Annotated in this window: 16 protein-coding genes; 10 read left to right on the forward strand and 6 right to left on the reverse strand. The window is 62.9% G+C overall.

The window, feature by feature from the left end; translation table 11 throughout:
• Positions 1 to 167: 167 nt before the first annotated feature.
• On the reverse strand, positions 168 to 764 hold the full coding sequence (locus VFF99_RS00830; protein ID WP_325014090.1) for a helix-turn-helix domain-containing protein: 597 nt from the start codon (positions 762 to 764) through the stop codon (positions 168 to 170).
• A gap of 119 nt (positions 765 to 883) precedes the next feature.
• On the opposite strand from VFF99_RS00830, the gene VFF99_RS00835 reads away from it, so the two are divergent.
• Positions 884 to 1,699: a metal-dependent hydrolase gene (locus tag VFF99_RS00835; RefSeq protein WP_325014092.1), complete on the forward strand. Its 816-nt coding sequence runs from the start codon at positions 884 to 886 to the stop codon at positions 1,697 to 1,699.
• A 3-nt stretch (positions 1,700 to 1,702) separates the two neighbouring features.
• Here VFF99_RS00835 and VFF99_RS00840 read toward each other — a convergent pair whose 3' ends face one another.
• The 3 genes from VFF99_RS00840 to VFF99_RS00850 all read right to left on the reverse strand — a co-directional run bounded on the left by VFF99_RS00840 (position 1,703) and on the right by VFF99_RS00850 (position 3,519).
• A complete protein-coding gene (locus tag VFF99_RS00840; RefSeq protein ID WP_325014094.1) occupies positions 1,703 to 2,101 on the reverse strand; it encodes a nuclear transport factor 2 family protein in 399 nt (132 codons plus the stop codon).
• A 122-nt stretch (positions 2,102 to 2,223) separates the two neighbouring features.
• Positions 2,224 to 2,532: a YkvA family protein gene (locus tag VFF99_RS00845; protein WP_325014096.1), complete on the reverse strand. Its 309-nt coding sequence runs from the start codon at positions 2,530 to 2,532 to the stop codon at positions 2,224 to 2,226.
• A 90-nt stretch (positions 2,533 to 2,622) separates the two neighbouring features.
• A complete protein-coding gene (locus tag VFF99_RS00850) occupies positions 2,623 to 3,519 on the reverse strand; it encodes a DMT family transporter (RefSeq protein WP_325014098.1) in 897 nt (298 codons plus the stop codon).
• A 174-nt stretch (positions 3,520 to 3,693) separates the two neighbouring features.
• Between VFF99_RS00850 and VFF99_RS00855 the strand changes: the two genes are divergently transcribed.
• From VFF99_RS00855 to VFF99_RS00895, 9 genes are all read left to right on the forward strand, one after another.
• Positions 3,694 to 4,233 (forward strand): hemerythrin domain-containing protein, encoded by a 540-nt coding sequence (locus VFF99_RS00855; RefSeq protein WP_325014100.1) that lies wholly within the window; start codon positions 3,694 to 3,696, stop codon positions 4,231 to 4,233.
• Complete coding sequence (locus tag VFF99_RS00860; protein ID WP_325014102.1) at positions 4,230 to 4,520, forward strand: hypothetical protein; 291 nt, start codon at positions 4,230 to 4,232, stop codon at positions 4,518 to 4,520. The genes VFF99_RS00855 and VFF99_RS00860 overlap by 4 nt, the downstream gene beginning before the upstream one ends.
• Positions 4,521 to 4,584: 64 nt before the next feature.
• Positions 4,585 to 4,884 (forward strand): hypothetical protein, encoded by a 300-nt coding sequence (locus VFF99_RS00865; protein ID WP_325014104.1) that lies wholly within the window; start codon positions 4,585 to 4,587, stop codon positions 4,882 to 4,884.
• Positions 4,885 to 4,890: 6 nt separating this feature from the next.
• A complete protein-coding gene (locus VFF99_RS00870; protein WP_325014106.1) occupies positions 4,891 to 5,424 on the forward strand; it encodes a hypothetical protein in 534 nt (177 codons plus the stop codon).
• A gap of 53 nt (positions 5,425 to 5,477) precedes the next feature.
• Positions 5,478 to 6,617, forward strand: coding sequence for a PQQ-dependent sugar dehydrogenase (locus tag VFF99_RS00875; protein ID WP_325014108.1), 1,140 nt, complete (start codon positions 5,478 to 5,480; stop codon positions 6,615 to 6,617).
• Between the two features lie 2 nt (positions 6,618 to 6,619).
• The gene (locus VFF99_RS00880) at positions 6,620 to 7,882 is read left to right on the forward strand and encodes a pentapeptide repeat-containing protein (protein WP_325014110.1); all 1,263 of its coding nucleotides are present in this window, start codon (positions 6,620 to 6,622) and stop codon (positions 7,880 to 7,882) included.
• Positions 7,883 to 8,130: 248 nt separating this feature from the next.
• On the forward strand, positions 8,131 to 9,384 hold the full coding sequence (locus VFF99_RS00885) for a hypothetical protein (RefSeq protein ID WP_325014112.1): 1,254 nt from the start codon (positions 8,131 to 8,133) through the stop codon (positions 9,382 to 9,384).
• Positions 9,385 to 9,431: 47 nt separating this feature from the next.
• A complete protein-coding gene (locus VFF99_RS00890; protein WP_325014114.1) occupies positions 9,432 to 9,974 on the forward strand; it encodes a pentapeptide repeat-containing protein in 543 nt (180 codons plus the stop codon).
• Positions 9,874 to 10,647: a hypothetical protein gene (locus VFF99_RS00895; protein WP_325014116.1), complete on the forward strand. Its 774-nt coding sequence runs from the start codon at positions 9,874 to 9,876 to the stop codon at positions 10,645 to 10,647. The genes VFF99_RS00890 and VFF99_RS00895 overlap by 101 nt, the downstream gene beginning before the upstream one ends.
• A gap of 201 nt (positions 10,648 to 10,848) precedes the next feature.
• Here the strand turns inward: VFF99_RS00895 and cphA are convergent, their stop codons facing one another.
• Positions 10,849 to 13,413, reverse strand: coding sequence for a cyanophycin synthetase (gene cphA / locus VFF99_RS00900; protein WP_325014118.1), 2,565 nt, complete (start codon positions 13,411 to 13,413; stop codon positions 10,849 to 10,851).
• Positions 13,414 to 13,488: 75 nt separating this feature from the next.
• Positions 13,489 to 14,611: Mur ligase family protein (locus VFF99_RS00905; protein ID WP_325014119.1), on the reverse strand; the 1,123-nt coding region annotated here is incomplete at its 5' end.

The following is a 14,611-nucleotide window of genomic DNA, read 5'->3' on the forward strand; positions in this document are numbered from 1 at the left end:
CGTCCCGATGTCCGGTGCGTTCATGGATGGGTGTCTTCCTGGTCGGGCAGCATCGGGCGCTGGCGTGCCGGCCACGGGGCGTGCGTGAAGGTGCAAGCAGCGCTTGCTATGGATATTTGACTACTCAGAAACGTGTCCGGCCTCAAAGTTCCGGAACGCGGGAAGGGTCAGTCCTGCTCCTGCGTCACGGCCCGGACGAGCTGGACGGCGGGCAAGGCAAGTTCGCGCAGTTGGTCGACCTGGCCCTTTTCGATTGCCTGCAGCACCAGTTCGTTCACCCCGCCGACGATCGCCATTGCCATCTCTGGCGAGAGCCGGCGGCGGGCGCCGCGACGGCGGTTGATGACCTGGAGCATGAAGTCGGCGATCTCGTCGTTCGCCCGGCGCCGGACGGCCAGGCCTTCCGCCCCGAGGCCGAGGATCTCGATGAACAGCGTGCGCACCAGCACCGGGTTCTGCGCCAGGCAGCCGAAATAGGCGGACATGGCCGTTTCCACCTGGTCCTGCCAGTCGCGCTGCGGGTCGATCGCGTCCCGCAACACCTTCAGGGCGCCGTGGCTGGCGGCTTCGTAGAGTGCGATCAGGCATTCCGCCTTGGTCGAGAAATGCTCATAGAACGTCCGGCGCGAAACGGCGGCTTCCCGCACGATGTCGGCAATCGTCGTTTCCGCATAGCCTTTGGCCGCTACGGCGTGCGCCATGCCTTCCAGCAGGCGGTGCCGGTGGGGCGCGGGGGAATCGAGATCGGACAAGCTTTGCGTCATGTCAGCAATTCTAGCAGTCCGGTACTTGACAGTACCAACCCCGCATATGAAGATAGTTGGTACTGGCACGTACCACCGCACGCGTATCTTTCCAATCTGAAATCCGACGGAGCACTCCGATGACCGACCTTGTTGTCCGCCGCCTGCTGATCGACCTCGAAAAGCCGTTTGCGCGCCACTGGTGCGGCGGCGATGCCTTTCGCACGGCGCTGTTCAATGCGCTGTCGATGAGCTTTCCGGTCGGCGAGCAATTCTTCATCGACTCGGTACGCAACGGTTACAAGAGCTTGCCGGAGGAAAAGCAGGAGCGTTTCCGCAAGGAAGTGCAGGGCTTCGTCGGCCAGGAAGCGACCCATCGGCGCCTGCATTCGCTGTTCAACGGCCACCTGGAGAAGCAGGGGCTGGTCAACGACTGGGCACCGCGCGCGCAGAAGCGCCTGAAGCTGCTCGACAGCGTGGAGTACCGCCACTGGGTGGCGATCACCGCGGCCAACGAGCATTTCACGGCCATCCTGGCAGACTGGCTGTTGCGTAACCATGACGTGCTCGACGGCGACCCGCGCCTGAAGACGATGTGGCTGTGGCACAGCGCCGAGGAATCCGAGCACAAGAGCACCGCCTTCGACCTGTACCAGGCGCTGGGCGGCGATTACGAATGGCGCGTCACCTGGATGCGCCGCGTCACTACCATCTTCCTCGGCGACACGATCCGCCAGACGATCAGCAATTTGCGCCGCGACGGCAGCTTGTGGAAATGGAGCACATGGAAGAGCGCCGCCGGCTTCCTGTTCGGCAAGCGCGGCCTGGTGCGCGAGACTTACGGCCCGTGGCGGGAGTATTTCCGCAAGGATTTCCATCCCGCGCAGCAGGACAGCGGCCTGTCGTCGCGCTGGCTGGCGGAGAACGCCGACCAGTACAACCTCGTCGGCGCCTGAGCCTTACGACACGACGTCGGCGAACTGCTTGGTGTCGGTGTATTCCTGGAAGCGCACGACGCGCCCGTCGCGCAGGCTCCACACATGCGCGAACTGCGCGTGCAGCTCCTTGCCGGTTTCCTTGTAGCGTCCGTGATGCACGCCCAGCACCACGACATTGTTTTCGCCGTCGATCATCTGTTGCGGATCGACCGAGAATTCGTCCCAGTCATGCCCCAGCCGCTTGAACACGCCTTCGAGCACCGCTTGCGGGCCGACATAGGGGTTACGGTCTGCGTACGGGAAATTGTCGGCCTCGACCCACTCGACGCGCTCATCCATCCGATCCAGCACCGCGGGAACATCGCCCCGGCTGAAGGCATCGTACAGTCCGCGTACCGTCTCTACGTTCAGTTGTGACATCACCGCCTCCTCGTTCGCTTGCGCTGCAGGCGCACGGCAAACGCCGGCGCCTGCCAACATGATAGGCAGGCGCGTGGAGACGAGAGCAAAGAGGCGGTGATCTTGTTTGCGCGCGCGCAAACTCAGCGGTGCATGCCGAAGCGGAAGCGCGACAGCAGGCCGTCGGCGGAGGCATGCGCGTCATGCAGGGCGTGCGCAGGCACGAACTTGAGCAGCGCCGGGATGCCGAGCGCCAGCAGCGTGACATCGTCGACGAAACCGAGCAGCGCCAGCCAGTCGGGCACGATGTCGATGGGGCTGAACACGTACAGGCCCAGCAACAGGGCCAACAGCTTCAGGCGAAACGGCGTAGCGGGATTGCGGCAGGCATACCACAACACCAGGATTTCCCGGCCGACAGAACGGAACAGACGACCCAAGCGCAGGAACATTGCAGACTCCAGTACCGATAAGGTGGATACGGAAGACTTTGGCAACCGCAGACGCAAAAAGTGCCTTCGGAATTCCTGAACGATATTTCGCTAGCGCCTGATGTTCACCATGACAACGCCGAGCATCACCAGCAGCGCACCGGCGACGAAGCGCGGATCGAGCGGGTCGCCCAGCAGCAAGACACCGAAGGCGACGCCGAACAGCGGCGTCAGGAAGGAGAACACCGACAGACGCGAAGCGAGGTACTTGCGCAGCATCCAGAACCACACGAGATAACTGAGGAAAGCCACGATCACCGCCTGGAAGAACAGGCTGCCCCATACCGTCGGCGTCATCGTCACGCCGCTGCCCTGCCCCATTGCGTATGCGATCGCCACCAGGATCACGCCGCAGCTGGCCAGCTGGTAGAACAGTGTGATAGCCGGCGGCGCTTCCGACAGCGCCGAGCGCCGGATGAGCAAGGTCGTGGCCGCCCAGAACAGACCGCCGAGCACGCCGAGCGCATCGCCGGCCAGCATCGCGGCCCAGTCGCGCGAGGGGCTGGCGAAGCCGTTGGAAAACGCCACCGCAATGCCAGCGAAGGCGGCAACCGCGCCGGCCCATTGCAACCTGCCGAGGCGCTCGCCGGGAATCAGCCAGTGCAGGCCCAGCACGGTGAAGATCGGCGCCGTGTAGAGGAACACCGACATGTGCGATGCGGTGGTGTACTGCAACCCGACCGCAACGAACAGGAACTCGAGCGCGAACAGCACGCCCGCGCCGATACCGGGCAGGAAGAAGCGGTCACGCACCGACAGCCGTTCGCCTTTCCACACAATGAGCGCCAGGACCAGCACCGCGGCCGCCAGCGAGCGCAGGCCGATCTGCATCACCGCCCCCATCGACGGCAGTGCCAGCTTCACCGCCACCTGCTGCAGTCCCCACAGCACGCACAGCACGAGCATGGTGGCGACGGCGAGCGTATCGAGGGCTTTGCGCTGGGACATGTTGAAACCGGAAAATGAATCGAGCCGCTATTGTATGCGCGGGAATTTTTTCGCGTTGCCCGCCACCACTTTTTGCACTCGATCACACGCGATGGCGAAAAGGCCGCGATTGCCTGAACCAGTTAATCGCACCCATCTCTAACTGGTGAGACAACCAATCCGGAGCGCAACACGATGACCCCCCAGGACCTCGACGCAGTGACGTTTCTGACCGCCCAGCACAGGGACATGGAAGACCTGCTCGGACAAATCGCCGACGCCGAAGACGATGCACGCAAGAGGGAGCTGTTCGTGCAGGCGGCCGACCAGCTGACCGTGCACATCAAGGCAGAGGAAGAAATCTTTTATCCCGCCGTACACCGCGCGCGCACCGAGGACGACTTGCTGGAATCGCTGGAAGAGCACCTCTCGCTCAAGCGTCTGCTGGCCGACCTGATCGAGATGGATCCGTCGGAGAAGTCTTTCGAGGCGAAGTTCAAGGTGCTCAAGGAGCAAACCGAGCATCACCACAAGGAAGAGGAAGAGCACCTGTTCCCCGCGGTGCTCAAGCTGCTCGATCAGGCGCAGCGCATCGCGCTGGGCGACGAAATGCGCGTGCGCCAGGCCAGCCTGACGCGCCTGGGCGAGCCGCGCGAAGCCGTCTCCGACGAAACTGGCGCCGCCGCACCGCTTCCTCCCAAAACCGGCGATTCGGTCGCCGCGGGAGCACGATGAAATCCTTCGTCCTCCTGATGTTCGCCGCGACGCTGTGCGCAGTGTCGCATGCGGCCGGTACGCCGGAACCTGCGACGAAACTGCCGGCCGATCCCGGCATGCGCACCGTGCCGCCGCGCGTGGAGAACACGCCGGCCGATCCGGGCGCGGTCGTCACGCCGCCGCGCACCGGGACGGAGGAAATCGTGAAGACACCCGGCAAGGCAGTCGACCCGAAGATCGACGACGCGACGACGGACATCGACCGCCGCAACCGGAAGAGGTCGTACCAGAAGAGTGCGCAATAAGAGAACTCTCGGCGCGAACCCCAGTTAACCGGCCATCCGCCCATCCCATTCGACGGAGCACATCATGGCTACACTACACGGCATCCTGACCGAACTCGGCATCGAAAACCCCGTCATGCACCCCGACCGCGAGGAAGGCCACGAAACCGGCTGGATGGTGGATGAGAAGTTCGAGCCCATCATCGGCAAGACCTACCAGATCGCCTTTGGCCGCGTCCCCTTCGGGCGCGAGATGCGCAACGTCATCCGCACGCTGCGCATCGATGGGCCCGAGCCCGAGCAATGGTTCGACGTCGACGAGGAAAGACGCCTGGAAGACGGTCTGAACCTGACCTCGATCAAGGCCTTCCGCCGCATTGCCTGACGTGCGATGCTGGCCTGGTTCCTGGCGGCGGCGCTGCTCCTGCCCCTGTCACAAGGCCTGAGCGCAGCACTCCCCGTGCCGGCGCAACAGGAACAGCCTGCCGGCGACGAAGAGGAAGACACGCCGCGCGACGGCATGCCGGTGACGGCCGACACCGAGCGCAAGGTGCGCGCCTTCCTCGACCGTTTCGTGGACCCGGAAAAGACGCCGGAAGAACAGGCCGAGTTGTTCACCGAGCGCGCGGAATACTACGAGCACGGCTATGTCGACCGCGAGGACATCGTGCGCGACGTGCAGCGTTACGTCCGGCATTGGCCCGAACGACGCTACACGGTGGCCGGGATCGACTTCATGAGCGCCGACCCGCGCTCGGATCGGATCTTCGTCAGCTACACCATCGACTTCGAGGTCGCGCGCGGCGAGAAAAGCGTGGCCGGCAAGGCGAGCTATGGCGCCATCATCAAGGATATCGACAGCGAACCGAAGGTCGAATCCATCAAGGAAAAAGTGCACGCCCGCAGCTCCGGATCAAACAGGTAGGCCGGCGCGACGGTATCATCAAGCGGTCCCGCAATCCGCCGCAAAGGAGAGGTATGAGCGCGCCACGGCAATCCTTCATCCCTGTTCACCGCCATTTCGCCGCCCTGGCAGCAGCGCCCTTGCTCTGCATCATCCCCCTGGCTGCCGGGGCGCAGGCGCAGGTCGAATCCGTCGCCAGGAATCTCGAACATCCGTGGGGCCTGACCTTCATCGACAAGGGCCGCATGCTCGTGACGGAACGTCCCGGGCGCATGCGCGTGGTGCAGCCGGACGGCACCACCAGCGCCCCGCTGGAAGGCCTGCCGCAGATCGACGCCGGCGGGCAGGGCGGCCTGCTCGACGTGCTGGCCGACAGCGGCTTTGCACGCAACCGCACCATCTACTTCTGTTATTCGGAACCGGCGGAGTCCGGCTCCGGCAACTCCACCGCGCTGGCCTCGGCTCGCCTGCCGGAGGACGCGCGACGGCTTGAGCAGGTCAAGGTCATCTTCAGCCAGAAACCCAAGTACGGCAGCAATGCCCACTTCGGATGCCGCATCGTCGAGAGCGGCGACGGCACGCTTTACCTCACCCTCGGCGACCGCTTCCGGCGCATGGAAGACGCGCAAAAGCTCGACAACCACCACGGCAAGATCGTCCGTATCAACAAGGACGGCTCGGTGCCGAAAGACAATCCCTTCACGGGCCGCAGCGGGGCGCTGCCCGAGATCTGGAGCTACGGTCACCGCAACGCGCAGGGCGCGGCGCTCGGTCCCGACGGCAAGCTCTGGATGAACGAACACGGGCCCCAAGGCGGCGACGAAGTCAACCGCCCCGAGGCCGGCAAGAACTACGGCTGGCCGGTGATCTCGCACGGCGAACACTACGGCGGCGGCAAGGTCGGCGTCGGCAGCGCCAGGGCAGGCATGGAACAGCCGCTGTACCATTGGACGCCGTCGATGGCCCCCTCCGGCATGGCCTTCCTCAAGAGCGACAAGTACGGGAAAGAGTGGCAGGGGAGTGCCTTCGTGGGGGCGCTCAAATTCCGCTACCTCGCCCGGCTCGAAGTGAAGGACGGCAAGGTGCTGAAGGAAGAAAAGCTGCTGGAAGACCTGAGCAAGCGCATTCGCGATGTAAAGGAAGGGCCGGACGGCTTGTTGTACCTGCTGACGGATGAAAGCCGGGGCGAGATCCTGCGCCTGAAACCGCGCTGATCGTGTCCGCCGCCGTCCTGGCGGCGGCAAAGCGTTACGAGAACGAGAAAAACCGTAATTTTCCTTGGTGCTCCTGCGGCCCGCTCCTAGCATTCCACCATCAGCCGAGGCGAGAAAACACCCGGCCAATGTTTCCAAGAGGAATGAAAGTGAACGACATCCGCGCCATGCCCCTGCTACCCATCAATCAAACCGGCCGCTCAGCAGCCGGCACTCCCATTACCAGCCAGGAAAAATTCCACGCTGACCTCCTCGCCGGCCGACGGGATTTCTCCGGCATGGACTTGCGCGGCGTGCGTATTACACAGGGCGACCTGACAGGCTGTAATTTCAGCGGTGCGCAGATGCGCGGGAGTGCGATCGCCCTCTCGAATCTCGATACGACCGTGTTTACAGGCGCCGATTTGCGCGGGGCACAATTCAGCATGAGCCGGGGAACAGGCATCCTGATGGACGGCGCCAAGATGACCAATGCCCGCATGACCTTGTGCACCTTCGTGTCATCGGTCTTTTCCGATACGCAGATGCGCTACCTGCATACCACGTCGAACACATTCCTCGGCTGCAACTTTGACCGCGCGCAATTGCACGGCGTCCGATGCGACGAGGATGTATTCGAGGACACCAGCCTGAATGGGGCACGTGCGGATAAAACGGAAGAACCGGGGGAAATGCGCAAGTGCACCTTCCGCAATGTCTCGATGACGTCGGCGCGGCTCAATCTGCTGATTGCGGAGTCCACGCTCCATCGTGTGGACTTCACCCAATCCCGCCTCGCCGGCATGCGCTTTCACGGCTGCACCTTGGAGGGACCGATTGAGTTCGAGCTCAGCCGCGATTTCCCCCATTTCGTCGACACCACCTTCCACAACGTCAATTTCCTGCCGCTGGCCGACATGCCTGCAACGTGGCTGCATGAACCGGACTTTGAGAAAGAGCGCCTGCATTACGAAAAAAACCGCCCGGTATGGCAGTCCATCATTGAGTGGAAGCACCGTGACGACGGCCAGCCCATCCTGTCGGTCAACCTTGACCAGTACAAGGACAAGATCCAGAGCCTCGACGCTCTCACGCGCAGACACCTCAGGGAGAAAGTCTCGACGCTCATGAGGGACATGGCGGCGCTGAGCTCTGATCCGCGCGCCGAGGCGATCTTCAACGAGATCATGGCGCTGGACGACGCGATGACGGCAAGGGAGAACAAGAGCGGTTTCGCAGAGGTGAGAAGCGGCATGGGGCCGGGGGCCTTCCCGCTATTCGGCTAGGCATTTCCCAAGCCGGCTTGCTGAGACGCTTCTTCGGCGCCGACATGAGCCGCGACTCTATTCATCTGTTCGGCTAGGTAGCCCCTCTGCCAGCCTGATGCGCCCGGTTAAGCATATTGTCAATTCGATAATAATTCTTCTCCTCCGGGCGCACCACTCCTAGCATTCCAGTTCAAGACCGCGCCTGCTCAATGGCGCATCCCATCTCTGCTGTTCCTTGATACACCCTTTTCCCGAAAGGACTCGCCATGACGAGCTTCGTATCTTCCCTTTGCAGAACCCTTACCTCTTGCTGGAACGCCTCGACGGAGAAAGGCAAGGCCGAAATCAAAACCGGGGCACCTGATGGCCCATGTCGGCCTGCCCCTATCGCTCCCCGCCAGGCCCGGGTGCCACAGCCGCTGGGCGACCTCGGAGAAGATCCCACCGATGTTGATCTCGACGATTCCATGGAACAGCCCCACGACGACGAAAACCGGCGCATCGTCATTCCGTATCAAACGCCCGCGCTCGGAGGCGCCGTTCAAATGTTGAAACAAGATGGGGAGTGTCCCGAAAAACATTTGGCTTCGAATGATCTGTCCCGCAAAAGCTCCGCCGACGTCTCCGATTCCGTCTCCGAGTCCGTCTCCACTATTGCCCCCTTGGTTCGTGCACCCCACGGTACCAATGAAGTGGAGACGATCAAGCAGGGCGTCGAGAAGAAAGCGGAGGAGATGTACCAGATACTCCGTGAGGCAGCGGAGTGCTGGCACAACCGGATCAACAAGACAGAAACTGCAAGGGAGATGTGGGGCTTGAATATGCAGCTGATTGCCAAGTTGCCCGACACGCTGCGGCAGAAACATGCCCCCTGCCTCGACTGCAATTTCGAAAGCATCCCCCAATACCTGGTCTATCACAACCGGCAAATCGGACAAGACGAACTGCGGGGCGCGCTTGTCTACTGGATCAAGACTTTCGGCGACCACGTGCACGTGTTCCCGCACGTTCTTCCGTTCCATTACGACGTGCCCGACTTCCAGTTCCTGGCCGACGCGAGAAGAACCTTTCACAATTTTGTGGAGACGGCATCACGCGAGCGCAAACCGACACTGGCCTTGATCGATATGTGGGGCCATTGCATGGGCCTTGTGGCTGATTTCAGCGACGGAACACCCGCCTATTACATTTGCGACGTGGTGACATCGGCAACGCAAGTGAACTGGGATGCTCTCGCGGAAGACTACATCAACAGGATCCGATTCCTTTCGTGCGGCGAGATCAAGGAGACCAATACAACCTATCTCGGGAATCGCCTGCACGGGCACATATCGAATGCGAACGGGCCGTTGATGTGCTGGATGCTGGAACAACTGGCCGCGGAACTGAAGGCCAAGCCGGGTCCCATCGACGACGCGATCCACCGCTGCTACACATCCTGGCTGCTGAACGTCGCGGGAGAGGGCGCGCAGTCCGATTTTGACTGTCGATTGCGCGCAAAGATTCTTGCGTGCACGTGAGCATAGGACGCGGCAAGCCAGGACGGGAGGCCAATAGGGGAACAAAGATGATGAAATTAAACACGTACGTGTCGCAGCACAATCCGAACAATCAACAGGTGCCGCACAGGCAGATTCTTGGCAAGCAGGAGTTCATCACAGAACTCAAGGAAGGACGCAAGAATTTCCCAGGCGTGGATCTGAGCGGCCTGCGCCTTTCCAATATGGATTCCGAATTCGATCTTAGTGGTTGCAATTTCAGCGGTGCGAACTTGAGAAAATGCATCATTACCGACTGCGAGCTCGACGGCACCGATTTTTCCGGCGCAGATTTGAGCAATGCCGAACTGAGAGGATGCACAGGGATCGGCACCATGATGGATGCAACCTGCCTGGAGAACGTTCTTTTCGAAGAATGCAATCTCTACGCAAGCTCTTTCGAAAACGCCAGGCTGGGTAATGGAAATGTCCGGCTGCATCTTCATGCGCTCCAACTTCGTAAGAGCGGATTTGAGCAGTATCGTGTTCAAGAATTGCAATTTCGAGGAAACCGGTTTCCTGTTCGCGAGCGCAGGGAAAAAAGGCGAGATCCGGGACTGCGAGTTCCGTGACGTGTCGTGGCAGTTGACGTCTCCCAGACTACTGTTCTGGAACGCCGATTTTCAAAACGTCGACTTCTCGGGATGTGATCTCGGAAATTCCGAGTTTGTCAGCTGCAAATTCCGTGCACCGATCGTACTCGAACGCTGCAGAGGACTGGACGAGTTTGTCGACAGCACCTTTGAGGACGTCAATTTCCTGCCGCTGGTGAACATGCCTGCGACATGGAAGAAAGCACGCGGATACGAGCAGCAGCGCGCCCACTATGAACAGCACAAGACGCAGTGGGACGATATCGTAAAGTGGAGGCTTCCCATGGACGGACAGCCGACATTGTCGATCGATCTCTATGCCTACCTGCTGCATATCTCCAAATTCGACGCATTGACGCGCAAGTGTCTCAGGGAGATAGCCACGGCCCAGATGCTGCAGGGAGGTCCGGGTGTGGAGACCGACCGTGCACGTGCGCTGTTCTGGAAAATCATGCAGATCGATGATGCGTTGACGAACTCTGAGGATACGGAGATCAAGGGCAGACCGGCCAGGTCGCTGGAAGTAGCGTGGCTGGACGGCGGTACCAAGGAGGTTTTCCTCGTTCCCGCACGTGCCGAGAGCTGGAGCGTGAATGCGAATCCGTCGTCCGGCACCGGCAACGACGCGACGTTTTCCGCGCCGTTCGGTTAGCGGGGCTTGGGTATGTCGCGGGGCGCATGGTGGGTTTCGCTGCGCTCTACCCACCCTACAATTCTCTATGCAGAAAACGCAGGGCAGGCAATTAAAGGACCGTAGGGTGGGTAGAGCGAAGCGAAACCCGCCAAGTTCTCATGCAACTAGAGGACTGTAGGGTGGGTAGAGCGAAGCGAAACCCACCAAGCATCCTTGCACTCAAGCCTTGCACTTCTCCGCAATGTAGGCCAGCGCTTCTTCCACCTGGTCGATCAGGATCAGGCAAAGGTCGCCTTCCGCCAGTTCGGCAAGCGCGGTATCGATTGCCACAAACTCACCCTTGATCTCTTTCACCGCACGCGTGCGTTTGGCGTCCTTCAGACCCTCGCGCAAGAGGCCTACCACTTCGCCTTCGGCGCGGCCGCGCTGGCAGGCATCTTCATAGAGCACGACGCTGTCGAACGCGTCGCCAAGGATTTCCGTCTGCCGGCGCAGGTCGATGTCCCGGCGGTCGCCGGCGCCGCTGATAACGGCCGAGCGGCGCTTGGCGGGCATGCTGTCGATGGCGTTGACCAGCGCCTGGATGGCGTCCGGGTTGTGGCCGTAGTCGGCGATCAGGGTGGCGCCCTTGTAGTTGAAGAGGTTGAAGCGGCCGGGCGCGCTTTGCGCATCGTTGACGAAGGTCTGCACACCCTTGCGGATCACGTCCCAGTCGATACCCAGGCCCCATGCGGCACCGATTGCGGCCATGGCATTCTCGACCTGGAAGCCGATGGTGCCGTTGTGCGTCACAGGGATGTCGGCCAGCGGGATGCGGTGCGAGGTCTTGCCCTCGGCGGCGATGATGGCGTCGCCGTCGACGTAGATCACGCGGCGCCCCTGTGCGCGGTGCATGGTCATGACCGGATGATGCACGTCCTTGGCGAAGAAGGTGACGGCGCCGGGGCAGACGGAAGCCATGCTGGCGACCATCGGGTCGGCGGCATTGAGCACGGCGTTGCCGTTGGGCGCGACGTTTTGCACGATCACGCGCTTGACCACGGCGAGGTCTTCAACGGTAGTGATGAAGTTCAGGCCAAGGTGGTCGCCTTCGCCGATGTTGGTGACGACCGCGACGTTGCAGCGGTCGAAACCGAGGCCTTCGCGCAGCACGCCGCCGCGGGCGGTTTCGAAGACGGCGGCGGTGACGTCGGGATGCATCAGCACGTTGCGCGCACTGCGCGGGCCGCTGCAGTCGCCGGTGTCGATGCGCTTGTCGCCGATGTAGACGCCGTCGGTGCCGGTCATGCCGACACGGTGCTTGTCGGTGGCGAGGATGTGGGCGGTCAGCTTGACTGTCGTGGTCTTGCCGTTGGTGCCGGCCACGGCGACGACCGGGATGCGGCCGTCGTCGCCGTCCTTGAACATGGCGGAGATGATGGCTTCGCCGACCGGGCGGCCCTTGCCGTAAGACGGCTGCAGGTGCATGCGCAGGCCGGGCGCCGCGTTGACTTCGACAATGCCGCCGCCTTGCTCTTCCATCGGCTTGATCACGGTTTCACAGACCACGTCGACGCCGCAGATGTCGAGGCCGACCATTTGCGCAGCTTCGACCGCACGGGCGGCGAGTTCGGGATGCACGTCTTCGGTGACATCGGTGGCGGTGCCGCCGGTGCTGAGGTTGGCATTGTTGCGCAGTACGACCAGCGTGCCTTTCGGCGGAATGCTGTCGATGGTGTAGCCCTGCTTGTCGAGCACGGCGCGGGCGATGTCGTCGACACGGATCTTGGTCAGCGAGGTTGCGTGGCCATCGCCGCGGCGCGGGTCCTTGTTCACTTGCTCGATCAGCTGCGCGATGCTGTGCACGCCGTCGCCGGTGACCTGCGGCGGCTCGCGGCGGGCGGCGGCCACCATCTGGTCGCCGACCACGAGGATGCGGTAGTCGTGGCCGGTGATGTAGCGCTCGACGATCACGTCTTCGCTGATTGCATGCGCGGCCTCATAGGCGCGCAGCACGTCTTCGCGCGTCTTCATGTTGACCGCGACGCCCTTGCCCTGGTTGCCGTCGCGCGGCTTGACGACGACCGGCGCGCCGATTTCCTGCGCGGCCTTCCAGGCGTCTTCGCCATTGGCCACGGCACGTCCGTTGGGAACGGGCACGCCGGCCGAGTGCAGCAGCATCTTGGTGAGTTCCTTGTCCTGCGCGATCGATTCGGCGATGGCGCTGGTGCTGCCGGTTTCGGCGGCCTGGATGCGGCGCTGGCGATGGCCCCAGCCGAACTGCACCATGCTGCCTTCGGTCAGGCGGCGGTAGGGGATGCCGCGCGCGACGGCGGCGTAGACGATGGAGCCGGTGCTGGGCCCGAGGCGGATGTCTTCGTCGAGGTCGCGCAATTCCTTGAGCGCAGCGTCGAGGTCGAAGGGGGTGTTGTGGATGGCGCTGGCGATGAGCTTTTCGGCGAGTTCGAAGGCGAGGCGGCCGACGTCTTCTTCGGTGTACTCGACCACCACCTGGTAGGTGCCGGCTTCCACCGTGGCGACCGAACGGCTGAAGGTCACCGGGCAGCCGGCCTGGGCCTGCAGGCAGAGCGCGGCGGATTCGAGCGCATGCGCGAGCGAGAAGGGCTGGCCGGCGGCGGGCTCGAGGAACTTGATGTCGGGAAAACGTGCGCGCAGCCGTGCCTCGAAGTCGGGCATGGCGGTGATGTCGCGCTCGGTTTCGCTGCACGACACGATGGCTTCGATCGACGTGTGTCGACTCCACAGGTTAGGGCCGCGCAGGGCGCGGATACGCGAAATTTCCATCAATTGTTTCCTTGTGGCCGCCTGTCGTCAGGCGGCGTTCTTCTCAATCGTCTTGCGGGAAGCAGGCGGCGCGGTTCAGGCCGCCTTCCTTGCCTTGCCCATGCCGTAGTCGAAGGTTTCGATCGCAGCGCGGATGACGTCGGCGCTGACGCCGACGGCCCAGGCGGCGCCGGCGGCGGCCAGGATGTTCTCGATGATCCAGGGCTGCTTGTCCAGTTCCCGGATGGCCAGCTTCGCGGTATCGACCAGCGGCGTTTCCACGCTGCCTTCGGCGAGCACGATGACGCCGTCCGTCACGAACAGCGCGCGACCGCCCTGTTCACGATGGCGCACCAGCGGCTCCGCGTCCGCGGCCTGGGCGAAGAAGATCACGCTGCCGTCGCACAGCTCTGCCAGTTCCGCCACGCGGTGGTCGGCGGCATTGAGCACGGCGGCGCCCTCGGGGAGCACGATGTCGACCTGGGTGCGGGCCACGGTCGCCAGTGCATCGGCGTCCGGGAAATGCAGGTCGGCCAGATGGTCGCCGTTGTCGATGTTGGTCACGACGCCGACCAGGCAGCGGTCGTAGGCGATGCCTTCGGAGGCAATGGCGCGGTAGCCGTTTTCAAAGACGGCGGCTTCGACCGAGCGGTTCATCAGGATGCGGTGCGCGGCGGCCCAGTTGGCGCTGTCGCCGGCATCCATCTGGCGCTGGCGCAGGAAGATGCCGTCGCTGCAGGCGGTGCCGACATAGGGGCCGTGCAGCTTGATCATGCGCGCGGTGAGGCGCGCAACCATGGTCTTGCCGCGGCTGCCGGTGATGCCGACGATGGGAATGCGGCCGTTGTCGTCCTTCGTCGGAAACAGGTGATCGACGATCGCCTGGCCGACCGGGCGCGGCGTCCCGACGGCGGGCTTGAGGTGCATCAGCAGGCCGGGGCCGGCATTGACTTCGACGACGGCGCCGCCCTGGTCTTCCAGCGGGCGCGAGATGTCCTGCGCGACGATGTCGACGCCGGCGATGTCGAGGCCGACGATGCGCGCGGCCAGCGAGGCGGCTTGGGCGACGGCGGGATGGACTTCATCGGTGCAGTCGAAGGCGAGGTTGCCGCGGCTCTGGATCAGCACGGTCTTGCCTTCGGGCGGCACCGAGTCGGGGCCGAAGCCCTGGCGTTCCAGCACCAGCAGTACGGTCGGGTCTTCCTCGTAGGTGATGCGG

This window comes from Noviherbaspirillum sp., assembly GCF_035654295.1.
Taxonomy (GTDB): domain Bacteria; phylum Pseudomonadota; class Gammaproteobacteria; order Burkholderiales; family Burkholderiaceae_D; genus Noviherbaspirillum.